23 protein-coding genes and 1 tRNA gene are annotated in these 20,669 nt (G+C 61.9%); 17 read left to right on the top strand and 7 right to left on the bottom strand.

Annotation, left to right across the window (positions count from 1 at the left end; translation table 11 throughout):
* Positions 1-88: 88 nt before the first annotated feature.
* Together R8871_RS28875 and R8871_RS28880 are read left to right on the top strand one after the other, a co-directional pair.
* Positions 89-1,021: a TetR/AcrR family transcriptional regulator gene (locus R8871_RS28875; RefSeq protein ID WP_175053522.1), complete on the top strand. Its 933-nt coding sequence runs from the start codon at positions 89-91 to the stop codon at positions 1,019-1,021.
* 46 nt (positions 1,022-1,067) lie between these two features.
* Positions 1,068-2,204, top strand: a complete 1,137-nt coding sequence (locus R8871_RS28880; RefSeq protein ID WP_175053523.1) for an enoyl-CoA hydratase/isomerase family protein — start codon at positions 1,068-1,070, stop codon at positions 2,202-2,204.
* Between the two features lie 19 nt (positions 2,205-2,223).
* On the opposite strand, the gene R8871_RS28885 is transcribed toward R8871_RS28880, so the two are convergent.
* Positions 2,224-2,649 carry a hypothetical protein gene (locus R8871_RS28885; protein ID WP_175053524.1) on the bottom strand — a complete coding sequence of 142 codons (426 nt, stop codon included), beginning with the start codon at positions 2,647-2,649 and terminating at the stop codon, positions 2,224-2,226.
* A 531-nt stretch (positions 2,650-3,180) separates the two neighbouring features.
* On the opposite strand from R8871_RS28885, the gene ssuD reads away from it, so the two are divergent.
* From ssuD to R8871_RS28905, 4 genes are read left to right on the top strand one after another with little or no spacing between them, the layout of a single operon-like run.
* Positions 3,181-4,341, top strand: coding sequence for an FMNH2-dependent alkanesulfonate monooxygenase (gene ssuD, locus R8871_RS28890; RefSeq protein WP_175053525.1), 1,161 nt, complete (start codon positions 3,181-3,183; stop codon positions 4,339-4,341).
* A 56-nt stretch (positions 4,342-4,397) separates the two neighbouring features.
* The gene (ssuC, locus tag R8871_RS28895) at positions 4,398-5,255 is read left to right on the top strand and encodes an aliphatic sulfonate ABC transporter permease SsuC (RefSeq protein ID WP_175053526.1); all 858 of its coding nucleotides are present in this window, start codon (positions 4,398-4,400) and stop codon (positions 5,253-5,255) included.
* On the top strand, positions 5,252-6,253 hold the full coding sequence (locus R8871_RS28900; protein WP_175053527.1) for an ATP-binding cassette domain-containing protein: 1,002 nt from the start codon (positions 5,252-5,254) through the stop codon (positions 6,251-6,253). Before ssuC ends, R8871_RS28900 begins: the two co-directional genes overlap by 4 nt.
* Before the next feature lie 47 nt (positions 6,254-6,300).
* Positions 6,301-6,516, top strand: a complete 216-nt coding sequence (locus R8871_RS28905; protein ID WP_115782798.1) for a TOBE domain-containing protein — start codon at positions 6,301-6,303, stop codon at positions 6,514-6,516.
* Between the two features lie 63 nt (positions 6,517-6,579).
* On the opposite strand, the gene R8871_RS28910 is transcribed toward R8871_RS28905, so the two are convergent.
* A complete protein-coding gene (locus R8871_RS28910) occupies positions 6,580-6,855 on the bottom strand; it encodes a hypothetical protein (RefSeq protein WP_175053528.1) in 276 nt (91 codons plus the stop codon).
* A gap of 140 nt (positions 6,856-6,995) precedes the next feature.
* On the opposite strand from R8871_RS28910, the gene R8871_RS28915 reads away from it, so the two are divergent.
* The 3 genes from R8871_RS28915 (at position 6,996) to R8871_RS28925 (ending at position 8,010) form a co-directional block, all read left to right on the top strand.
* Positions 6,996-7,193 (top strand): hypothetical protein, encoded by a 198-nt coding sequence (locus tag R8871_RS28915; protein WP_054034588.1) that lies wholly within the window; start codon positions 6,996-6,998, stop codon positions 7,191-7,193.
* A gap of 107 nt (positions 7,194-7,300) precedes the next feature.
* The gene (locus R8871_RS28920) at positions 7,301-7,543 is read left to right on the top strand and encodes a DUF6566 family protein (protein ID WP_175053529.1); all 243 of its coding nucleotides are present in this window, start codon (positions 7,301-7,303) and stop codon (positions 7,541-7,543) included.
* Positions 7,544-7,629: 86 nt separating this feature from the next.
* The gene (locus R8871_RS28925; RefSeq protein ID WP_175053530.1) at positions 7,630-8,010 is read left to right on the top strand and encodes a glyoxalase superfamily protein; all 381 of its coding nucleotides are present in this window, start codon (positions 7,630-7,632) and stop codon (positions 8,008-8,010) included.
* Positions 8,011-8,150: 140 nt separating this feature from the next.
* Here R8871_RS28925 and R8871_RS28930 read toward each other — a convergent pair whose 3' ends face one another.
* Positions 8,151-8,420 carry a hypothetical protein gene (locus tag R8871_RS28930; RefSeq protein ID WP_175053531.1) on the bottom strand — a complete coding sequence of 90 codons (270 nt, stop codon included), beginning with the start codon at positions 8,418-8,420 and terminating at the stop codon, positions 8,151-8,153.
* A 359-nt stretch (positions 8,421-8,779) separates the two neighbouring features.
* On the opposite strand from R8871_RS28930, the gene dusA reads away from it, so the two are divergent.
* Positions 8,780-9,781: a tRNA dihydrouridine(20/20a) synthase DusA gene (gene dusA, locus R8871_RS28935; protein ID WP_175053532.1), complete on the top strand. Its 1,002-nt coding sequence runs from the start codon at positions 8,780-8,782 to the stop codon at positions 9,779-9,781.
* Positions 9,782-9,883: 102 nt separating this feature from the next.
* Positions 9,884-9,959, top strand: a tRNA-His gene (locus R8871_RS28940).
* 131 nt (positions 9,960-10,090) lie between these two features.
* On the opposite strand, the gene R8871_RS28945 is transcribed toward R8871_RS28940, so the two are convergent.
* On the bottom strand, positions 10,091-10,432 hold the full coding sequence (locus R8871_RS28945; RefSeq protein WP_175053533.1) for a hypothetical protein: 342 nt from the start codon (positions 10,430-10,432) through the stop codon (positions 10,091-10,093).
* Positions 10,433-10,777: 345 nt separating this feature from the next.
* On the opposite strand from R8871_RS28945, the gene R8871_RS28950 reads away from it, so the two are divergent.
* The 3 genes from R8871_RS28950 (at position 10,778) to R8871_RS28960 (ending at position 13,721) form a co-directional block, all read left to right on the top strand.
* On the top strand, positions 10,778-12,382 hold the full coding sequence (locus R8871_RS28950; protein ID WP_175053534.1) for a tetratricopeptide repeat-containing sulfotransferase family protein: 1,605 nt from the start codon (positions 10,778-10,780) through the stop codon (positions 12,380-12,382).
* Positions 12,379-12,954: an adenylyl-sulfate kinase gene (gene cysC / locus R8871_RS28955; RefSeq protein ID WP_175053535.1), complete on the top strand. Its 576-nt coding sequence runs from the start codon at positions 12,379-12,381 to the stop codon at positions 12,952-12,954. The genes R8871_RS28950 and cysC overlap by 4 nt, the downstream gene beginning before the upstream one ends.
* A 107-nt stretch (positions 12,955-13,061) precedes the next feature.
* The gene (locus tag R8871_RS28960) at positions 13,062-13,721 is read left to right on the top strand and encodes a trimeric intracellular cation channel family protein (RefSeq protein WP_175053536.1); all 660 of its coding nucleotides are present in this window, start codon (positions 13,062-13,064) and stop codon (positions 13,719-13,721) included.
* Here R8871_RS28960 and R8871_RS28965 read toward each other — a convergent pair.
* Entirely contained in the window at positions 13,707-13,919 is a 213-nt protein-coding gene (locus R8871_RS28965; protein WP_006048800.1) for a DUF3820 family protein, read from the bottom strand. The genes R8871_RS28960 and R8871_RS28965 overlap by 15 nt on opposite strands.
* A 137-nt stretch (positions 13,920-14,056) precedes the next feature.
* Between R8871_RS28965 and R8871_RS28970 the strand changes: the two genes are divergently transcribed.
* On the top strand, positions 14,057-15,109 hold the full coding sequence (locus tag R8871_RS28970) for an NADP(H)-dependent aldo-keto reductase (RefSeq protein ID WP_093632597.1): 1,053 nt from the start codon (positions 14,057-14,059) through the stop codon (positions 15,107-15,109).
* A gap of 85 nt (positions 15,110-15,194) precedes the next feature.
* Here the strand turns inward: R8871_RS28970 and R8871_RS28975 are convergent, their stop codons facing one another.
* A complete protein-coding gene (locus R8871_RS28975; RefSeq protein WP_175053537.1) occupies positions 15,195-16,478 on the bottom strand; it encodes an MFS transporter in 1,284 nt (427 codons plus the stop codon).
* Between the two features lie 72 nt (positions 16,479-16,550).
* Complete coding sequence (locus R8871_RS28980) at positions 16,551-17,963, bottom strand: M20 family metallopeptidase (RefSeq protein ID WP_175053538.1); 1,413 nt, start codon at positions 17,961-17,963, stop codon at positions 16,551-16,553.
* A gap of 210 nt (positions 17,964-18,173) precedes the next feature.
* Between R8871_RS28980 and R8871_RS28985 the strand changes: the two genes are divergently transcribed.
* Positions 18,174-19,133: a LysR family transcriptional regulator gene (locus R8871_RS28985; protein ID WP_175053539.1), complete on the top strand. Its 960-nt coding sequence runs from the start codon at positions 18,174-18,176 to the stop codon at positions 19,131-19,133.
* Between the two features lie 187 nt (positions 19,134-19,320).
* Entirely contained in the window at positions 19,321-19,743 is a 423-nt protein-coding gene (locus tag R8871_RS28990; protein WP_054034577.1) for a hypothetical protein, read from the top strand.
* Positions 19,744-20,669 lie beyond the last annotated feature (926 nt).

Below are 20,669 nucleotides of genomic sequence, written 5' to 3' on the forward strand. Positions count from 1 at the left end.
TGACTGATGAGAATTTAATGAACGCTGTTCAGTAAACGGTGTTCAGTTTAATTTGACTTTTCAGTTTGTCAAGCCGAAAATGCCCGGCATGGGAATCGTCGAACGAAAAAGCCGTCAGAAACAGGCGCTACGCGAACGCATCCTCGATGCTGCGCGGCGCATCGTGATGCGCGAAGGCTTCGCTGCGCTGTCAATGCGCAAGATTGCCGACGCCATCGAGTATTCACCCGCCACGCTGTACCTTCACTTCGCGAGCCGCGATGAAATTGCGCAGGCCTTGTGTGCGGAAGGTTATGCGCAATTGCTCGCCACCTTTGTGCCGCTCGCGCAGATCGCCGACCCCGCTGAGCGTTTGAAGGCGCTCGGGCGTGCGTATGTGGCATTCGGCGTTGCGCATCCGGAAACCTACCGGCTGATCTTCATGGAAGACCCAAGCTACACGGGCGCGGCGCTGGGTGGCGCGGCGGCTACGGCTGGCAAGGGGGCGGATGGCGCGGATGGGGCGGTGGCTGCGCTCGCCGATGCCGGCGCTGATACCAGCGCTAATGCCGCGAACGAAACGGTGGAAGGCGCGGCCGCTGGAACAACCGCTGCGGCTTCCAGCGCCTCCGGAAAAGCGAACCTCGCGCCCGCCAAACCAGACGACGACCCCGGCGACGCCGCGTTACACATCATGCTCCGCGCGCTCGAAGAGCTGAAAGCAGCGGGGCGCTTGTCCGCATCGATGGACGTGGCCGTGTGGGCGGAGGCGTTCTGGGCGACCCTGCACGGCATCGTCGCGCTCAACCTCACATGCCCCGTGTTTCCGAGCGCGCCGCTAGATACGGTGGTGGGCGTCGCGCTCGATACCTGGCTGGGTATGCATCCCGCCGGGCAGCCGCAAGGTGCCGCAAAATCCACGCGTGCCGGCAAGAAAAAGTCCGCTGAAGCGCTGGCGGGATTGCACGCAGAAGCGCACTCAGAATCGCCCGCTGAGACCGGCGTCAAACCCGCCACCAAGCCCAAAGCCACGAGTGCGTGATAACGTTCAGTTCCGATTCATTTCGCGCCATCGTGCCTAGCTCTCCATGTCTATTTCCGCCTCGCCCGCTGTTAGCGACGAAGTCGCGACTTACGTAGCCAACCGCATCGGCTTCATCGACCTGGAGAGGCCGAAGGCGCTCAACGCGCTGTCCACCGGCATGATTCGCGCGATGCACGCGGCGCTCGAGCAGTGGCGCGAAAATCCCGACGTGCTTGCCGTGGTGGTGCGCAGCCAGCATCCGCGCGCGTTCTGCGCGGGCGGTGATGTGCGCTTTCTGTACGAGTCGGCGCAGCGCGGCGAGCATGATGCGCGCGATACGTTTTTCACTGAGGAATACCGCCTCAATCACGCAATTTTCACCTACCCGAAGCCGTATATCGCGTTGACGAACGGTGTCGTGATGGGCGGCGGCATGGGCATTTCGCAGGGCGCGCATCGTACCGGCGGCCTGCGGGTGGTGACGAACTCGACGAAGATGGCGATGCCCGAGACCCGCATCGGCCTCTTTCCCGATGTCGGCGCGAGCTGGTTTCTGGCGCGCACGCCGGGCGCGCTCGGCCGCTATCTGGCGGTCACGGGCGAGACGATCGGCGCAGCAGACGCACTCTACGCAGGTCTCGCCGACGTCTATATCGACGACGCGGCATTGCCCGCGCTAGTCGATACATTGCGCCGCGAGCCGTTCGAACGTGGTGCCGACGTGGTGGCGTGCATCGAGCGTGAGGCCGCGAAGCATCAGGTCGTACCGGAACCCGACGCTTCACCGCTTGCGAGCACGCGCGCCTTGATCGACCGCCATTTTGCGCTGCCCGACATGACGCAGATTCTGGCGTCGCTGGAGCATGAACGGGAGCAGGGCGGCGATTTTGCCGATTGGGCTGAGCAGACGATTGCCGTGTTGCGCGAACGTTCGCCGTTGTCGATGGCCGTATCGCTGGAAGTGGTGACGCGCGCGGAGGGTTCGATGGCGGACGTGCTACGCGGCGATCTCGATCTGACGCGCACGTGCTTCGCGCAGGGCGACACAATCGAGGGGATTCGCGCGCGCATCATCGACAAGGACAACGCGCCGCGCTGGCGTTTTGCGCGTATCGAAGACGTGAGCGCCGCCGATGTGGCGAAGATGTTTGAAAGCCCGTGGCCGGCAAGCGAACACCCACTGCGCGACCTGCGCGGCTAAGCGCACACCGGGAAGACGCTCAGTCTTCGTCTTCGCTCGCCATGAATGCGCGCATGAACACCAGCGCGCCCCAGCCCCACATCGCGTTCGCCGCGAAACCCACCGCGAGGCGCGGCAGCATGTTGCCGGTCGGCCAGATGCCGCGCAACGGATCGACCACAAACACGCTCGCCGCCGTCAACGCAAGACCGCCGAACACGAAGGCGGGCACCCACGGCGCGCGGCGCCCCGGTGCGACGCGCAACAGCCACGCCATCAGCACAGCCCAGAATGCGCTCCAGATCGCATTCGCAATAAACTCGGGCAGCCCAAGCGGCAAAAATGGCGCGGTCGAAAAACCGGTTGGGTCGATCAGACCGGCTGCGTGGAGCAGCGCCAGCGTCGATTCATGAAAGAACAGGGAAGCCAGAAAACCGGCGACGAACGGCAGGATGAGTTTTTGCATGCATTGCACCGCGAGAGATCAGGCGGCGTAGTACACGCGGCCTGCACCGGATTATTGGAAACGTGGCGCCATTATATATAGGGGTACCCGGCTTCCAGCGTCGATAAGGTGCAACACCCGCGCAACATCCGTATGCTTTAGCGTCGGGCTAATCACGAAAGTGGAAAACCTAAGCTAAAAAAAATCGTTCAAAAGCCGCGCCCCGATCCATAGACTGTTTCTCCATGCAGACGGTGTTTGCCGCCGTCGCCCGTTTAATCGAGCGCATCACGCGCACGTCTGGTCGAGGGAAGCCGTCGCGATGTCCTGCCTGATGCCGATCTTCAGCTGCTCCATGGCACACACGCGCTTGCGGATGCGCTGTCGGAACTAGTCGAGCAACTAGTCCGCTTTTCGCCGCAGTTTTTCCGTTCCTTTTTTGCGCCTGCATCTCCGGCTCTGCTGCCGGATGGATGCGCGCGGCCGGCGTGTGCGCGTTCACCCGACGCACCGTTTCCATTCAATCCAGTTTCGAACAAGCAGGAGCAGCAAATGAATGTGTTCTGGTTCATTCCGACTCACGGCGACAGCCGCTATCTCGGTACGTCCCAAGGCGCACGCGCAGCGGATTACGACTACTTCCAGCAGATCGCCGTCGCCGCCGATACGCTCGGCTACGAGGGCGTGCTGCTGCCGACCGGCCGTTCGTGCGAAGACGCATGGGTCGTCGCATCGAGCCTGATTGCCGCGACCAAACGTCTGAAGTTTCTGGTGGCGATCCGGCCGGGCATTTCATCGCCGGGTCTGGCGGCGCGCATGGCGGCGACCTTCGACCGTCTGTCGAACGGGCGTCTGCTGATCAACGTGGTGACCGGCGGCGATTCGGCTGAACTGGAAGGCGACGGCGTGTTCGTCGATCACGATACGCGCTATGAAATCACCGACGAATTCCTGCATATCTGGCGCAAGCTGCTGACCGCCGCGCATACCAACGACGCGATCGATTTCGAAGGCAAGCATCTGACCTCGAAGGGCGGCAAGGCGTTGTATCCGCCGGTACAGAACCCGCATCCGCCGCTGTGGTTCGGCGGTTCGTCGGCGGCTGCGCACGACATCGCGGGCGATCACATCGACACGTATCTGACGTGGGGCGAACCGCCCGCGGCCGTCGCGAAGAAGATCGCCGACATTCGCGCCCGCGCCGAAGCGCGTGGCCGCAAGATCAAGTTCGGCATTCGCTTTCACGTCATCGTGCGCGAGACCGAGGAAGAAGCATGGGCCGCCGCCGACAAGCTGATCAGCAAGCTCGACGACGAAACCATTTCCCGTGCCCAGGCTTCGTTCTCGAAGATGGATTCCGAAGGACAGCGCCGCATGGCCGCGTTGCACGGCGGCAAGCGCGGCGGCCGCGCGGAACTCGAGGTGTATCCGCATCTGTGGGCGGGCGTGGGTCTCGTGCGCGGTGGTGCGGGCACGGCGCTGGTCGGCAATCCCGAGCAGGTGGCCGCGCTGATGAACGAGTACGCGGCGCTCGGTGTCGACACGTTCATCCTGTCCGGCTATCCGCATCTCGAAGAGTCGTATCGCTTTGCCGAACTGGTGTTCCCGCTGCTGCCGGGCCATCAGAGCAAGGTTGCGGGCGGTCCGCTATCGGGGCCGTTCGGCGAGATCGTCGGCAACAACTATCTGCCGAAGGCGGCAAGTTCGAGCTGAGCGCTTGCGCCCGGTTCGGTAATGACGCCCATCGATAAGCAACGAGGACAATCATCATGGCTCAATCCACTGTGAGTGCGCAACGAAGCACACAGGCAGGCTCGGGCGCGACTTTCGGCGCGGGCCTCGTCGGCGCATTGCGCCGCATCGGCGCGCCGCTCGCGCCGTGGCTCGTGCCACTAGCGATTCTGCTGGCGTGGGAATTCGCCGCGCGCAGCGGCATTCTCTCGACGCGCGTGCTGCCCGAACCGCTCGCCGTCGTGAAGGCCGCGTGGTCGCTGATCCAGTCGGGTGAAATGTGGGCGGACGTGAAGGTCAGCACGTGGCGCGCGGTGTCGGGTTTTACGATCGGCGGCGGCATCGGACTCGCGCTCGGTCTCGCGACGGGCCTCTTCAAACCGGCCGAAATCGCGCTCGATTCGACGGTGCAGATGGTCCGCAACATTCCCGCGCTGGCGATGATCCCGCTGGTGATCCTGTGGTTCGGTATCGAGGAAGAGGCGAAGGTGTTTCTCGTTGCGCTGGGTGTGTTTTTTCCGGTCTACGTGAACACGTTTCACGGTATCCGTTCGGTGGATGCCAACCTGATCGAGATGGCGCGCAGTTATGGCGTAAAGGGTTTCGCGCTGTACCGGCATGTGATTTTGCCGGGGGCGTTGCCCTCGATTCTCGTCGGCGTGCGTTTCGCGTTCGGGCTGATGTGGGTCACGCTGATCGTCGCCGAAACCATTTCCGCGCAGTCGGGCATCGGCTACATGACGATGAACGCACGTGAATTCCTGCAAACCGATGTGGTGGTGGTGGGCATCCTGCTGTACGCGGCGCTCGGCAAACTTGCCGACGTGCTGGCCAAGACGCTCGAGCGTGTATCGCTGCGTTGGCACCCTGCCTATCAACGAGGAGCGAAAACATGAGCGCAACGACATTGTCGGCTTCGTTCGGCGGCATCGCGGGTAGCGATCTCGAAGCCGAACTGGCGCAACCGCGCACTGTCGATCACGACGCGGACGAGGCTGCCGGTTTTGACCGTGCGGATCTGGTGCACGAGCGCCAGCGCACGGGAGGCTTGCCTGCGGCGACCGGTGCATCGGCACGCAATGACGCACGCCGCTCTGCCGATTTTTCGGTCGAGTTGCTTGGCGTGGGCAAGCAGTACGGCGAGCGCACGGTGCTGTCCGACTTTGATCTGTCGATCGAGCGTGGCAGTTTCGTCGCGATCGTCGGCCGCAGCGGCTGCGGGAAATCGACTTTGCTGCGTCTCGTTGCAGGTCTGGAAAAGGCCACCTCGGGCGTGCTCGAAAAGCGCAGCGAAGACGGCCAGCCGCTCGACACACGCATCATGTTCCAGGACGCGCGGCTTCTGCCCTGGAAGAGCGTGCTGCAAAACGTGATGCTCGGCCTTGGCCGCAGCGCTCGTGAAGACGCGCGCGCCGTGCTCGAGGAAGTCGGCTTGCTGGAGCGCGCCAACGACTGGCCGGCGCAACTCTCCGGCGGTCAGCGTCAGCGTGTGGCGCTCGCGCGTGCGCTGGTGCATCGGCCGCAATTGCTGCTGCTGGACGAACCGCTCGGCGCGCTCGACGCGTTGACGCGCATCGAAATGCACGCGCTAATCGAACGCCTGTGGCGCGAGCATCAATTTACCGCGCTGCTGGTGACGCACGACGTGCACGAAGCCGTCGCGCTCGGCGACCGGATTCTGCTGATCGAAGAAGGGCGCATCGCGCTTGATCAGCCGGTGCCGCTGGCGCGCCCGCGGGCGCGTGCGTCGGCCGGTTTTGCCGCGCTGGAAGAACATGTGTTGCAACGCGTACTGAAGACGGCGCCGAACGACGACGCGCTGTCCTATCGCGCTTACGACGCACGTGACGAGGGCCGCCTCACGCGGCCGACAGACGTCCGCTGGGCCGTCTGACATCCCTTGACTGACTGTTTTCAATCGCTTTTCTGGAGTCACTCGACATGAGCATTTCCGCAATCAACGTACGCAATCAGTTCAAAGGCAAGGTCAAGGAAATCATCCGCGGCTCCGTGGTATCCGAAGTCGATGTGGAGACGCCGTTTGGCATCGTCACCTCGGTGATCACCACGCGCTCGGTCGACGAACTCGACCTGAAGGTCGGCTCGGAAGTGGTCGCGCTGGTGAAGTCGACGGAGGTGTCGATCGCGCGTCTGTAAGGGCGCGATTGCACTGCGATTGCACCATTCGCACTGTTGTTCGCACCGTCACGCGCGCCGACGCTATTTCGCGTTGGCGCCGCTGGCGGGCGGGTTGTGCATCATCCTGTCATTGGTCGCCTGACGCGGGCGTTTGATCGGCATGTTGTCCGGATTGCTCGAACCGCCTGAACCAGGGGCCGCCTCGGGCGGCTTGACCATCGATGCGCCGCCATTCTGCGGCGCCGCCGGTGTCTTTGGCGCCGGGTTCGACGTTTGTGCGAACGTCGCCGTGCCGACTGCGCCGAACATGGCTAGCGCGACGCCCGCTGTTAGCGCCGCCATTCTGTTTCGCTCCATCTCGTCCTCCTTTCCGATACCGCTTGCCGGTTTGCTGCCGCGACACATCCGTCCGGCACGCAACCCGTATGCCTCGACGCGCCGCTGCGTACCCCCGCGAAACTTGCTAGGATGAATTGAGCACCACGACGGAGACGGCCATGTCGAAGTCATTAAGTCCGGAAGCGGTTGAAGCGTTGCGGCGCCTGAACGATGTCGGCGTCGGACAGCCCATGCCGAAGTTTGAGCAATCCGTCACGGCGGAGTTGCTGACAAACGGGCTCGCCGCCGAAGCAAGCGGCGGCGAAGTCGAAATCACTTGCAGCGGCCGGCAGTACCTTTCTGGCGATTGCGACTGATCGTCAGGCGAGGGCGGGCCGGTGCATGTTCCGAGCCGTAACGACGGCCCGGCGGGAAAGTATGGCCGCTGAAATTCAAGGGCACGCAGGACACCAAGGAGGCGATCATGGAGCCGAAAGGTCTCGACATGGGCGACTACCAGGAGCGTTATCAGGACTACGACATCGAAGTCGCAGTCGAACAGGTGCTCACCGGCGTCAAAGCGCATTTTCGGGTGTTGCGCAACGATGCGGTGGTGGTCGACTGGCGGCTCGTGCATATCGACACGCTGTGGTCCACCGAGCATGCCGCGGCTCTCGCGGGCTTCAAGGCGGCGCGCGAAACGATCGATGCCGGGCTCGTCGCATAGCCACAAGCGCCACCAACGCCACAAGCACGTGAGCCGGCAAGCGCATTCGATTAAGCTGACGACCTTTCGACTAGCTGGAGACCGCCGTGCACCTGTCGCCCGCCATTCCGATCATCCGTATCTTCTCTGAAGAGAAAGCCCGGGAGTTTTACGTGGACTTTCTCGGTTTCACCATCGACTGGGAACACCGCTTCGAGGCTAATTTTCCGCTCTACGCGCAGGTGCGCCGCTCGGACCTGATTTTGCATCTGAGCGAGCATCACGGCGACGCGACGCCGGGTTCGACGATTTTCGTGCGGGTGCAGGACATCGACGCGTTGCATGCCGAACTTCAGTGCAAGGATTACAAGTACGGGAAACCGGGCATTCAGGAGGTGCCGTGGGGGAAAGAGCTGGAGACGATCGATCCGTTTGGTAACCGGATTCGTTTTTCTGAAGCGCCGGAAGAGGATGTGCGCGAGGCGTGATGACCGAGGGGCGTCGCTTGACGCCGCGGGCGCCTTCGCCATCGCCGTGTAAACGGAACTGGGCGCCGGCATGCATGGCTGCATGCGCGGCGCCCAGTTCGGCTGCCGTCTTGTGAACGGCAACCTTCAACGGCGACAGATTAGTGGCCGAAGAAAACCGATTGCGGGCCCGACTCAGCCGGTGCACGCGTACCCGATTGCGACGACACGTTGGTCACGCCACCGTATGCGTTCGATTCAGCGTTAGCGCGTTCAGCTGCAACGGTTTGTGCGCTCTGGCCTTGTTGCGAAGCCGGTGCGCCGACCGACGGACGGTAGAACGGTGCCGGGCCGTAGCCGCTAGCAAATGCGGGAGCAGCGATCGAGGCAGAAACAGCAACCAGCAGGGCGGCGATGAGCTTGGTCTTCATGGTGTGACTCCGATAAGTTTCGATTTCATTTCAGGAAGGCGTCGCAGGAGCCGGTGAGGTGTGTCTGCAACGTCGATGGAAGGCAGTGTATACCCCTACTATCGAAAATTTGTGCCGATAATCTGAAATTACTATTCTCGGTATTGAAATAATCGGCCAGAGGGTTATGCGACAGGCGTCAGCGGTGGTCCGACCCCGCCTGTCAAGCGTTTTCGGCGAGCGAAGACCCGGTTGGGAGGGCGGTTATCGCTGGTGTTTTGGTGGTGTTTTGCGGAATTCGCGGCTCGTTACGAGCGTTTCCGGGGCATCGGGCCACTTGCGGTAAAATTGCGGTTTGATTCAAGCCGTCCGCCCGCCCCATGTCTTCAGCTCAAACTCCCAGTCCGCGCCGCGTTTCCGTCGCGCCCATGATGGACTGGACCGATCGTCACTGCCGCTCGCTGCATCGCGTGATATCGCGTCATACGTGGCTTTACACCGAAATGGTCACCACCGGCGCGTTGCTGCACGGGGATGTGCCGCGCCATCTTGCGTTTACGCCCGAAGAAGCGCCGGTTGCTTTGCAACTCGGCGGCAGTGAGCCTGACGACCTTGCACGCTCGGCCAGGCTCGGTGAGCAGTGGGGCTATGACGAGATCAATCTGAACTGCGGCTGTCCGTCCGAGCGCGTGCAGCGCGGCGCGTTCGGCGCTTGCCTGATGAACGAGCCGAAACTCGTCGCCGATTGCGTGAAGGCGATGCGCGATGCCGTGTCAGTGCCGGTGACTGTCAAGCACCGGATCGGTGTCGATGCGGTCGAGGAATATAGCTTTGTGCGTGACTTCGTCGGCACGATCGCGGATGCCGGCTGCAACGTGTTCATCGTGCACGCGCGCAATGCGATTCTCAAAGGCTTGAGCCCGAAAGAGAACCGCGAGATTCCGCCGCTCAAGTACGACTACGCGTATCAGTTGAAGCGCGACTTCCCGCATCTGGAGATCATCATCAATGGCGGTATCAAGACGCTTGATGAGGTGGAAACGCATCTTCAGCATATCGATGGCGTGATGCTTGGGCGTGAGGCGTATCACAACCCTTATGTGCTGGCCGATGTCGATGCGCGCTTCTATGGTTCGACAGAAGTGCCGCTCACGCGTGAGCAGGTCGAGGCGAAGCTGATCGAATATTGCGCAGCTGAATTGGCGCGCGGCACGTACCTTGGTTCAATCACGCGTCATGCGCTTGGTCTCTATCGCGGCGAAGCCGGTGCACGTGGATGGCGTCGCGTGTTGTCCGATAGCAAGCGTCTGGCGGCGCGCGATCTGACTATCTTCGATGAGGCAAGACAGCATCTGCGTGAGCCCGTCGAAATTTTTGAATAAAGGACTAGGCAAACGGGATTCTTGTTCGTATAATCTCGTTTCTTCATCGATGAGCCAAGTTTCTCAGCAATGAGTTGCTAGCAAGTCAAGCAGATGTCAGTGGTGGCTGTAGCTCAGTTGGTAGAGTCCAGGATTGTGATTCCTGTTGTCGTGGGTTCGAGCCCCATCAGCCACCCCAAAGAATTCAAGCAGTAAAAAGTTTGACCAAACGGCGTTGTGAGAAATCACAACGCCGTTTTTGTTTTTACCTTTGCAAAACATCGCGCGATGCAGGATGGTCCCGTCATTCGATAAGTAGTTCGATTGGCATCAATGCCCATGCCCACCATTGCCGCCGCTGCTCCACGAACTGCCCCCGCCGTGGGAGCCGCCACCGCTGCCATGCCAGCCGCCGCCTCCGTGCCACCCCCCACCATGCCACCCGCCGCCGTGCCAGTACCCGCCATGTCCATGGTAGTAACAGCACGGACCACCCCAGCCGCCCCAGATGTCCACCGTGCCGTATGCCGGTCCATACACCGGTCCATAGGCATAACCGTAGCCGGGGTAATAGGGTTGCGCGTAGGCGTAGTCGTATCCCGGCGCGACAACGCAACCGGTGAGACTTGCCGCCACGGCCAACATCGCGATTGATGCAATGAGCCTGCTCACGATTTTCTCCCTCGTATGTGATTGAGAAAAACGGCGCACCCGGGAGTTCAGCAGGATTTGTGTCCGCAAATTACTACCTGGATTTACCGCCGGGCTTCCGTGACGGCTGCACCGCAATCCAACGCCATAGCGGCCGCCCGTTGCGTGATCCTTCCGAACTATGACGGATTCATCGTGCTGTAACAGTTGGTTAAATTTTTGCAACGTAACTGTAGGGCGCGCCTGATACTTTCCCGTCAGACAATTTCCCTTTGAATCCAGACTGATGCTGACGCTGGATGAAGAAGAACGCACTCCACATTGCCCGGGCCGCCTGATGCGATGCCTGCAAGAACCTGGCCGTCAATGAAGCACGATCCACAGCCTGCGACCGCATCAGCATGGCGCGCCGAAGGCGACGCCTGTGCCGCTCGCGGCGATCTCCCGGCCGCACTCCAATGTTTCGACGCAGCGCGCTCGCTTGATCCCGCCGATGTCGTCGTGCTTGAGCGTCTCGCCGCGACGCTCGCTGCGCTGAACCGTTTTCCTGAAGCCGTCGTTCGCTATCACGAAGGGATCGGGCTCGATCCGCGCAACACCGATTTGCGTCACGGCCTCGGCTGGTCGCTCGAGCAGATGCATCGACTCGAGCAGGCGATAGATGCGTATCGCGAAGCAGTCCGGCTGAATCCCAAAGCCGACGGTTCGTACAACAACATGGGCAACTGCCTGCAGTCTCTCGGTCGTTTCGACGAGTCTCATGAAGCCTATCGACACGCGATCGAGGCTGCCCCGCAGGTGCCGCTGTATTACCGCAACTTCGTGCAGTCCAAGCGTCTTGACGCCGACGATCCGGTGTTCGCCGCGCTGGAGCAACTCGTCGGCGATGCCGCTTCGCTCACACCTGCCAATCAGGCGGAGATTCACTTCGCGTATGGTCAGGCGTTGTCCGATCTGGGCCGCAACGATGCGTCGTTCGATCACTTCCTGAAGGGCAACGCGCTGTACCGCGCCGGCGTGCGTTATGACGAGGCTGCCTCGCTCGGTCTGTTCGCGCATTTGCCGGAACTCCTCACTTCAGAGCTGCTCGCGGCCAAACATGGTCAGGGCGATACGTCGGACGCACCGATCTTTATCGTCGGCATGCCACGCTCGGGTTCGACGTTGATCGAACAGATTCTCGCGAGTCATCCGCAGGTTTTCGGCGCGGGTGAGCGCACGGAGTTCGGCGAGGCGCTGGTGAATGGCATCGGCCGCGATCTCGACGATCCCTTGCGCATCGATATCGAAGCCTTGCATGGCGTCGGTCCCGCGCAATTGCGCACGCTCGGCGCCGACTATTTGCGCCGCATACGGACGTCGCTGCCGGAAATGCAAAACGCGACGCCAGGCTACTCACGCTTCACCGACAAATACCCGTTCAATTTCATCAACGTTGGGCTGATTCATCTGGCGTTGCCGAATGCGCGCTTCATTCATAGCAGCCGCTCGCCGTTGCAAAGTTGTCTGTCGATTTTTTCTCGAATTTTTCATGACGTGCCGTTCAGCTACGATCTTGGTGAACTGGGCCGCTACTATCGCGCCTATGACGCGTTGATGGCCCATTGGCAACGCGTGTTACCCGAGGGCACGATGATCGAAGTCAAATACGAAGAATTGATTGAAGATTTCGAGGGGAATGTCCGGCGCTTGCTCGCGCATTGCGGACTCGACTGGGACGAGCGCTGTCTGGCGTTTCACCAGACCACGCGGCAGGTGAACACGGCAAGCGCGGCACAGGTGCGCCGTCCGCTCTACAAGACGTCGCTGCAGCGCTGGCAGCCGCGGCAGGCGCTGCTGCAACCCTTGTTTGACGGTCTGGGGCCAGATTTGGCGCCCGCCGGCAGCGTCAGCGGGCAGGAGCGGGCGCCTCTGGCAGATGCCGGGACAGCGGCCAACACCGCGGCCAACACAACGGAGCGGAAATCGTGAGCGCAACGCGTGGAGCCGTCATCTGGATGACCGGTTTGTCCGGCGCCGGTAAATCGACCGTGGCCGAGGCCTTGCATCAGCGTCTGAAAGAAGCCGGACATGCCTCGGTCGTGCTCGACGGCGACGTGCTGCGGCGCGGCCTGACCGCGGGCCTCGGCTTCACGCCCGAGGACCGCGCCGAAAATCTGCGGCGGATCGCACACGTCGCTGCGTTGATCATGCAACAGGGCTTCATCGCGATTGCCGCGGTGATCTCGCCCGAGCATGAACATCGGCGCATGGCTCGCGAGATCGTCGGCGCTGGTTTCGTCGAAGTGTTCGTGAATGCGCCGCTGACAGTGTGCGAAGCGCGTGATGTCAAAGGCCTCTACGTGCGTGCGCGGCGCGGTGAAATACCCAATTTCACGGGTGTTTCGGGGCCGTACGATGTGCCGCTCGACCCCGATGTCATGATCGAAACCGATCGAATGTCGGTCGAAGAGGCAGTCGGCCGCCTGCTTATGCATCTGAGCGCCATGGGTTGCCTGCCGAGGGAAGAAAGCGGGCTCGGCAGACCTCGTCTCGCGAAATAGTCGGCGCGCGGCGTACGCCTGTATTCGGCCGCGAAAGTTTTCCACCCGGCGCAGCGCATTTCGCTATACCTTTTCGCCTACTCGCAGACAGAAAGGGTGATGCGTCGATGCCGACATTGTCGATACAAAAAATAAAGCCGAAAGTCGAAACGCTCGTTCTCGCGGCCGATCTGGCCGGCACGGTTGTTTTCGCAATCGAGGGCGCGCTGAGCGCGATGCGCGGTGGTCTCGATCTGCTCGGCGTCATGGTGATCTCGTTTGTCGCGGCGCTCGGCGGCGGCGTGATCCGAGATCTGTTGATCGGCGATTCACCGCCTAACGCGATACGCGACTGGCGTTATCCGGCCTTGACGTTCGTCACCGGTCTGCTCACGTTCATTTTCCATTCCACAGCGCAGCAGTTTCCTGTTGCGCTGATTACCGTGCTCGACGCCGCCGGTCTCGCGCTGTTTGCCGTTGCGGGCGTAGAGAAGGCGCTGCTGTTCGGGATCCGTCCGTTTATCGCGATGCTGATGGGCACCATCACCGGTGTGGGCGGCGGGGTGATCCGCGACGTGCTGATGGCGCGCGTGCCACTGGTGCTGCATGCCGACATCTACGCGACCGCTGCTTTCGCCGGCGCATTCGTTGTGGTGGTTGCGCGGCGCGCCGGCTTGCCGCCGGGCGTTGCGGCTTTGGCAGGCGGCGCGGTGTGCTTTATCTTGCGCGTGCTTGCCGTGACCTATGGCTGGCATCTGCCGAAGGCGTCGCTCTCAGCGCTTGCGTAACGGCTCGATCAGCGACGACAAACCGTTGTGATCGATTTCGTGCATCAACGCCAGCAGACGGCCGATTTCCCCCGGCGGAAAGCCCTGGCTCGCAAACCAGTTCAGATAGTGGCCGGGCAGGTCCGCGATCAGCCGGCCTTTGTATTTTCCGTAAGGCATCACGCGCGTGACCAGCAGTTCAAGGTGTTCGGGATTCATCGCAGACGGGTCGACGGAAAGTTCATTGAGCGAGGTGGTGCGAGCGCCCGCTGAAGCAGCATTTTAGCTGCGCTGCAGGCATCGCGCGGGCGTGGTAACGTCAGCGCTTTCCTTTTATACACAATAGGACAGGTTCGATGGAATACCGCAGACTCGGCGACTCGGATGTGAAGGTTAGCCTGATCGGTCTCGGCACCATGACGTGGGGCGAGCAGAATACCGAGCAGGAAGCGCACGCGCAGATCGATTACGCGCTCGATCATGGTGTCAATCTGATCGACGCCGCGGAAATGTACCCCGTGCCGCCACGTCCCGAGACGCAAGGCTCGACGGAGCGCTATATCGGCACGTGGATCGCGCAACATCGCAGCGCGCGCGAGAAGATCGTGCTGGCCACCAAAATCGCCGGCCCGGCGCGCCAACCGCACAACCCGCGTCATATTCGCGGCGAGGGCAACCAGTTCGACCGCAAGAACCTGACCGAAGCGCTCAACGATAGCCTGAAGCGTCTGCAAACGGACTACGTCGATCTGTATCAGTTGCACTGGCCGGATCGCAGCACGATGACGTTCGGCCGTCCCGCCTATCCGTGGGTCGATGACGAATATACGGTGCCCATCGAAGAAACGCTGTCAGTGCTCGCCGAATTCGTCAAGGCAGGCAAGATTCGCCATATCGGCGTGTCGAATGAAACGCCATGGGGCGTTGCGCAGTTTCTGCGGGCGGCGGAAAAGCTTGGCTTGCCGCGCATCGTCAGTATCCAGAATCCGTATAGCCTGTTGAACCGCACGTACGAAGTGGGTCTGTCCGAGTACGCGCATCGCGACAACATTGGCCTGCTTGCCTATTCGCCGCTGGCCTTCGGCTGGTTGTCGGGCAAGTACGAAGGCGGCGCGCGTCCGGATGGCGCCCGTATCACCCTGTTCGAGCGCTTTCAACGCTACAGCAAGCCGCAGGCGATTCAGGCCACCACGCGTTATGTGGAGCTGGCGAAGCGTCACGGTTTGTCGCCCGCGCAGTTCGCGCTGGCCTTCGTCAATAGCCGGCCGTTCCTGACGAGCAATCTGATCGGCGCCACGTCGCTCGATCAGTTGAAGGAAAACATCGCCAGCGCCGAGGTGAAACTCTCGCCGGAAGTGCTCGCGGAGATCGACAAGTTGCACGAGTTGCAGCCCAATCCGGCGCCTTGATGTAGCTGCCGAGGCGGCAAGGCGAGTTGATCCGCCTTGCTCGCCTCGAATTCAATCAATGTCGACGAGGCTCACCCACGCTCGCTCAGCGAATCTTCAGCGTCGAGCGCACCGCATTGAGCGCCAGCAAACTCACCACCGCGCAGAACATCAGATAGAAGCCGGGCGCGAGCTTGTTGCCGCTCGCATCGATCAGCCAGGTGATCACGAAGGGCGCAAAGCCGCCGAACACCGTCACGCCGATGTTGTAGCTGACCGCGAGACCGGTTGCGCGTGTCTGCGTCGGGAAAATCTCCGACATCAGCGCGGGCAGTGCGCCGAAGTACGTCGCCTTCAATACGCCGATCCAGATCAACGCCAGCAGCATCGTGGCGAACGATGGATGCGCATTCATATACACGAAGGTCGGATAGACCGTGAACAGCATCAACGTCGCAGCGACTGCCATGATGCGGATGCGTCCCATGCTATCGGACAGGTGGCCGGCGAACGGCGTCAGCACCGTCAGCACGATTCCGGTTGCGAGCGTCGCCGAGAAGCCGGTCGAAGCGGGCAGATGCAGTTGCTTGATCGCATAGGTCGGCATGTACAGGATCATGTAGTTGGCCGCGGTCGAAATGACCAGCGAGCCGACCGCGAGCAGCATGCGGACCTTCTGTGTGCCGAACAGATCGCGCAGCGGTGTGCGGGTTTTCGGCTCCGTGTTGAACTCGGCGCCTTCGTCCACGTAGCGGCGAATATAGAAGCCGACCGGGCCGATCGCGAGGCCGAACAGAAACGGAATACGCCAGCCCCACGATTCGAGTTGCGCCGACGTGAGCTGGCTTGTCAGCAACGCGCCGAAGCCGGAGGCGAGCAGCGTCGCCATGCCCTGGCTGGCGAACTGCCAGCTACCCATAAAGCCGCGCCGCTCGGGTGCGTGCTCGACCAGAAAGGCGGTGGAGGCGCCGAACTCGCCGCCCGCCGAGAAGCCTTGAACGAGCCGTGACAGCATGATGCCGGCCGGCGCCCACAAACCGATCGCGGCATACGGCGGCATCACGGCGATCGTCAACGTGCCGATCATCATCAGGCCGATCGACAGCAGCAGTGACACCTTGCGCCCCGCACGATCCGCGAGCGAGCCGAGCACGAGTCCGCCGAGCGGCCTGATCATGTATGAGATGCCGAAGGTACCGAGCGTGAGCATCAACGAAATCGCTTCGGTGCTCGCCGGGAAAAACAGCTTCGCGATCGTCACCGCGAAAAATCCATAGACGACGAGGTCGAACCATTCGAGCGCATTGCCGATCGACGCCGCGAGAATGATGCGATGGACCTTTGCGGCGGACGGCCGCACGGCGCTGGCTTGCAAGGTGGACGTGCTCATCGTGGCGTGTCTCGTGGCGGATGCGGCTAACAGTTAACGGCGGGTGGGCGGCAGGCGTACTGCGTTGATCGCTCAGGCTGTGGCTTGTGGGGTCGACGCGGTTGAATGCGGCGAGTTCTCGCCGAGGTCCCAGAAGAGCCCCGCCATGATCTGCAGACCTTCGCGCACCACCGGTCCGAGCAGATGTTCGTTCGGCGCGTGCTGCGAGCAGGCCGGGTACGAATGCGGCACCCAGATGGTCGGCAGGCCGAGGGTGTCGGCGAATACTTCGTTGGGTAGCGTGCCGCCAAGATTCGGCAGCACGGCCGTCTTCTTGCCGGTGGTCTGTTCGAGCGAGGCGATGGCCCACGTGACCCACGGGTCGTCGGGATTCAGACGCGTGGCCGGCGCGCCGCGCTCGACGCTGATCTCGACGAACGAGAAGCCATTCGCATCCAGATGCTTGCGCAGGTGCTGTTCCAGGTTTTCCCAGTCGGTGCCGACCACGAAGCGCAACTGGCAATGCGCGAAGGCTGACGACGGGATGGCATTGACCGGGTTCTCGGGATTGCCCGCCTTGAACGCCAGCACTTCGAAGCTGTTCCAGCCGAACACACGTTCTGGCGGCGTGAGACCGGGCTCGCCCCAGTTATCGTCGACGGCTGGGTCGTTCGGACCTCCACCTACCGTGATATCCGCCAGCGCGCGCCGCACCGCTTCCGGAATCGGCGGCGGACGCAGGCCGTCGACAGCGATTACGCCACGCGCATCGACGAGGCTTGCAAGTACGTTTGCCAGCACGGTGGCCGGGTTGCGCAGCAGACCGCCCCAGTTGCCCGAGTGATGCGCGCCGTCGCGCAGATTCAGCGAGAGCTTGAAGTTCACCGAGCCGCGCGAACCGAGGAACACGGTGGGGCGGCGCGCGGCGAGGCGCGGACCGTCGGAGGCGATCAGCACATCCGCGGCCAGTTCTTCTTTATGTGTGTGGCAGATGGCGTCGAGCCCCGGCGAGCCGGTTTCCTCGCCCATCTCGATCAGCAGTTTTGCGTTGAAGCCGAGCTTGCCGTCGCGCGCGGCCAGCACGCTCGCTAGCGCGGCGAGATTGATGGTGTGCTGGCCTTTGTTGTCGGCGGTGCCGCGGCCATACCAGCGTTCGCCTTCGACCGTCACGGCCCACGGCGTCAGCGGCGCGCGCCATTGACTGTCGTAACCGCGCACGACGTCGCCGTGGCCATAGATCAATACCGTGGGCAGACGGTCGTCTTCGTGACGATTGGCGAACAGGAACGGCCCGAACCCTTCCGCGGGGTTATCGACGATGCGTGTACTGAAGCCGAGCCCTTCGACTTCGGGCGTGATCTCATCGGTCAGGTACGACAGCAACGTAGCCGCGCGATCGTTTTCCTGGCTTTCCGTGCGAAATCCGACGCGCCGGTTGAGGTTCTCGAGGAAGGCGCCTGATTCGAAATGATGCGTTGCGTGTTCGATGGCCTGATTGCGGCTCATGTTTGTCTCCGATGCGGGGTGCGGGGTGCCGGGGATGAGGGCGGCGCGGCGCCGTGCGTGGCACGTCTGGTTCGCGGCCATCAACTTCGAAACGATTCTAGGAGGCCGTTATTTTTGTCACAATGATCGTCTTTCGAAGCTTGTGTTGCCGAAAAGGCAAAGCTCGTTACACTGAAACACGACCGCATCCGCTTGCAAAAGGCATCACTCATGGCACTTTCATTGCATGGCATCGCATTGCGCTATTTCGTTGAGGTGGCGCGCACCGGTTCGATCAGCGACGCGTCCGCGCGGCTGCATGTGGCCGTGTCGGCGATCAGCCGGCAGATCGCGCGGCTCGAAAGCGACCTCGGCGTTGCGCTGTTCGAGCGGCGGCCGCGCGGCATGTCGCTCTCCGAGGCGGGCGAGCGTCTGCTCGCCTACGCGCAGCGCAGCCTGCTCGAGGCGGAGCACGTGATGAAGGAGATCGGCGGCATCGCGGCGTTGCACGGCAGCATGATCAAGGTCGCCAGTTCGGAGGGATTCGCCGCGGATTTCCTGCCCAGCGCGATGGCGGCATTCCGCGGACACTACCCCGGGATCGACTTCACGCTTTCCGTGATGCCGCCGGGCGAGGCCACTCGCCGGGTGCGTGATGGCGACGCCGATCTCGCGCTGACGTTCAGTCTCGCGCCGGAAAAGGGCGTCAAGGTCGAACACACGGAGCGCGCGCCGGTGCTGGCGCTGCTGCGCGCCGATCATCCGCTGGCCACGCGCGCGAAGGTGTCGCTCGCCGACCTGCAGCGCTATCCGCTGGTGCTACCGGAACCTGGCACGACGATCCGGCAGTTGATCGACATCACCTGTGCGCTAGAAGGCGTGCTGCTTGAGCCCGATCTCACCTGTAACAATAGTGGCGCGATGTACCGTTACGCGCAGAAGTCCGGGGCGATCATGTTCACGGGCCTGCTGTCGGTGCGTGACCGCTACATCGGCGACGGCTTCGTCGCGATGCCGCTGACGCATCCGCAGATGCGCCAGCGCAGCATCCAGGTGCAGACGATGGCCGGACGGGAGTTGCCGCCGTCGGTGAAGGCGTTCCGCGACCACCTGATCGCAGAAATCGGCGGCGCCAGGCCTACGAATGCTGCAGTGCCAAAGCCGTCTCGAAAGCGCGGCGAAGTGCGTTGAAAGACAAATCTCCCTGTCGGACGGCGAATCACGACCTAAACTGTGGGGGCGGGCTGGTCGGCCTCTACTGCACGGCTGGCGGTGCTGTGGCCCATACCAGTGGTAGGATTCAGCCCGAAAAATCGAGTACGGTGCGCGATGAATGGGCGTGCCGTCCACAACAGAGCGATAGGACTCAGGACATCGAATGGCCCAACAAAAAACAAACCCAAAACTTGAGCAGGCGCTGACGCGCGGGGATCTTGCAATTCGCCAGGCCAACTCGGCGCGGGCGACGGCGTTGCTGCGCGCGTTGGGCAAGATGATCGTCGAGGCATCGGCGACGATCGGCGTGGAGGCATTCACGCTGATTCCGGACGGCGACAAGATTTACGATCCGACTGATGGGTTGTGGCCGCAGGAACTGCAGGTGTCGCTTGATGGCCCTGTTGAGGAGCAGGACCCGGATGAGGTTCGGACGGTGCGGTTGATTGCCGATGATCCGGCGACGGTGTTCAGGGTTGAATGGCAACGGGCCGACGGCAAGATCGGGCGGCAGGATGGGGGGCCGTTTGCGACGGTGGCTTTTATTTCTGATGTTGATATTCCCTGGACGGATGATGAGGATTGATGGTCAGGTTTTTGCCTGCTCGGCGTTTGTTTGGCCGTGTTTTTAGGGTGTTGGCCTTTCCTTGAATTGTTAGTGGTCTATTAGTGTTGCCCCTGTGCGGGGCGGCACTTACTTTCTTTGCCGCCGCAAAGAAAGATAAGCAAAGAAAGCGGCTCAAACCGCTAATGCTAAGTGGGAACCGTGGTTTGCTACAGGTAGTGGTGCATCTGGAATCTGGGTTCGTGCGTGTGCATACGCCAGTGACAAGGGCGTCATACTTTCGGCGGCGCTGCGCGCGCCGAAGAGCAGTTCATAAAACCGATCGCTACGTTTTAACGTCTACTGCTCGCCACCGCGGGCCGTGGCTCGTCATTGCATCGCCACTACAGCAGCCGCTACCTGGTCGCAGCCGTGACCGCAGCCGTGACCGCAGCCGTGACCGCAGCCGTGACCGTGATTGCGTGATTGCGTGATTGCGTGATTGCGTGATTGCGTGATTGCGTGATTGCGTGATTGCGTGATTGCGTGATTGCGTGGCGCCGACATATCAATTGAAGTGGGGTTCCCTGGTGAATGCAGGAGCGCGTCGCCGAGGCGAAGCCGATGGCCCCGCTGCGCAAAAACGAAGCCGGCGGTTTCCCCTGCAGACCCGTCCGCGACGCACGCAGTGCGGAGTGGGAGCTGATGAATCCTTTGTCACTAACGCGGAGTGTGCGAGAACCCGGATTCCAGATGCACCACTACCCCCAGCAGGCTACGGTGCCCGCTTAGCATTAGCGGTTTGAGCTGCTTTCTTTTGCCTACTTTTCTTTGCAGCCGGCAAAGAAAAGTAGGTGTGTAGTGGCCTAATAATCCTGGACACCTCAAAAGGTAGACTTATACCCGGACAGAGAGGTGTCAGATGGGAAGACGGGAATTCTCGAAGCAGTTCAAGGAAGATGCGGTCG

Origin of the sequence: Paraburkholderia sediminicola, from assembly GCF_902859805.1 — a bacterium.
Lineage (GTDB): Bacteria > Pseudomonadota > Gammaproteobacteria > Burkholderiales > Burkholderiaceae > Paraburkholderia > Paraburkholderia sediminicola.

Coding starts and splice junctions, on each gene's coding strand:
- R8871_RS28875 (WP_175053522.1), top strand. CDS start 89: ATGGGAATCGTCGAACGAAAAAGCCGTCAGAAACAGGCGCTACGCGAA.
- R8871_RS28880 (WP_175053523.1), top strand. CDS start 1,068: ATGTCTATTTCCGCCTCGCCCGCTGTTAGCGACGAAGTCGCGACTTAC.
- R8871_RS28885 (WP_175053524.1), bottom strand. CDS start 2,649: ATGCAAAAACTCATCCTGCCGTTCGTCGCCGGTTTTCTGGCTTCCCTG.
- ssuD (WP_175053525.1), top strand. CDS start 3,181: ATGAATGTGTTCTGGTTCATTCCGACTCACGGCGACAGCCGCTATCTC.
- ssuC (WP_175053526.1), top strand. CDS start 4,398: ATGGCTCAATCCACTGTGAGTGCGCAACGAAGCACACAGGCAGGCTCG.
- R8871_RS28900 (WP_175053527.1), top strand. CDS start 5,252: ATGAGCGCAACGACATTGTCGGCTTCGTTCGGCGGCATCGCGGGTAGC.
- R8871_RS28905 (WP_115782798.1), top strand. CDS start 6,301: ATGAGCATTTCCGCAATCAACGTACGCAATCAGTTCAAAGGCAAGGTC.
- R8871_RS28910 (WP_175053528.1), bottom strand. CDS start 6,855: ATGGAGCGAAACAGAATGGCGGCGCTAACAGCGGGCGTCGCGCTAGCC.
- R8871_RS28915 (WP_054034588.1), top strand. CDS start 6,996: ATGTCGAAGTCATTAAGTCCGGAAGCGGTTGAAGCGTTGCGGCGCCTG.
- R8871_RS28920 (WP_175053529.1), top strand. CDS start 7,301: ATGGAGCCGAAAGGTCTCGACATGGGCGACTACCAGGAGCGTTATCAG.
- R8871_RS28930 (WP_175053531.1), bottom strand. CDS start 8,420: ATGAAGACCAAGCTCATCGCCGCCCTGCTGGTTGCTGTTTCTGCCTCG.
- dusA (WP_175053532.1), top strand. CDS start 8,780: ATGTCTTCAGCTCAAACTCCCAGTCCGCGCCGCGTTTCCGTCGCGCCC.
- R8871_RS28950 (WP_175053534.1), top strand. CDS start 10,778: ATGAAGCACGATCCACAGCCTGCGACCGCATCAGCATGGCGCGCCGAA.
- R8871_RS28960 (WP_175053536.1), top strand. CDS start 13,062: ATGCCGACATTGTCGATACAAAAAATAAAGCCGAAAGTCGAAACGCTC.
- R8871_RS28965 (WP_006048800.1), bottom strand. CDS start 13,919: ATGAATCCCGAACACCTTGAACTGCTGGTCACGCGCGTGATGCCTTAC.
- R8871_RS28970 (WP_093632597.1), top strand. CDS start 14,057: ATGGAATACCGCAGACTCGGCGACTCGGATGTGAAGGTTAGCCTGATC.
- R8871_RS28975 (WP_175053537.1), bottom strand. CDS start 16,478: ATGAGCACGTCCACCTTGCAAGCCAGCGCCGTGCGGCCGTCCGCCGCA.
- R8871_RS28980 (WP_175053538.1), bottom strand. CDS start 17,963: ATGAGCCGCAATCAGGCCATCGAACACGCAACGCATCATTTCGAATCA.
- R8871_RS28985 (WP_175053539.1), top strand. CDS start 18,174: ATGGCACTTTCATTGCATGGCATCGCATTGCGCTATTTCGTTGAGGTG.
- R8871_RS28990 (WP_054034577.1), top strand. CDS start 19,321: ATGGCCCAACAAAAAACAAACCCAAAACTTGAGCAGGCGCTGACGCGC.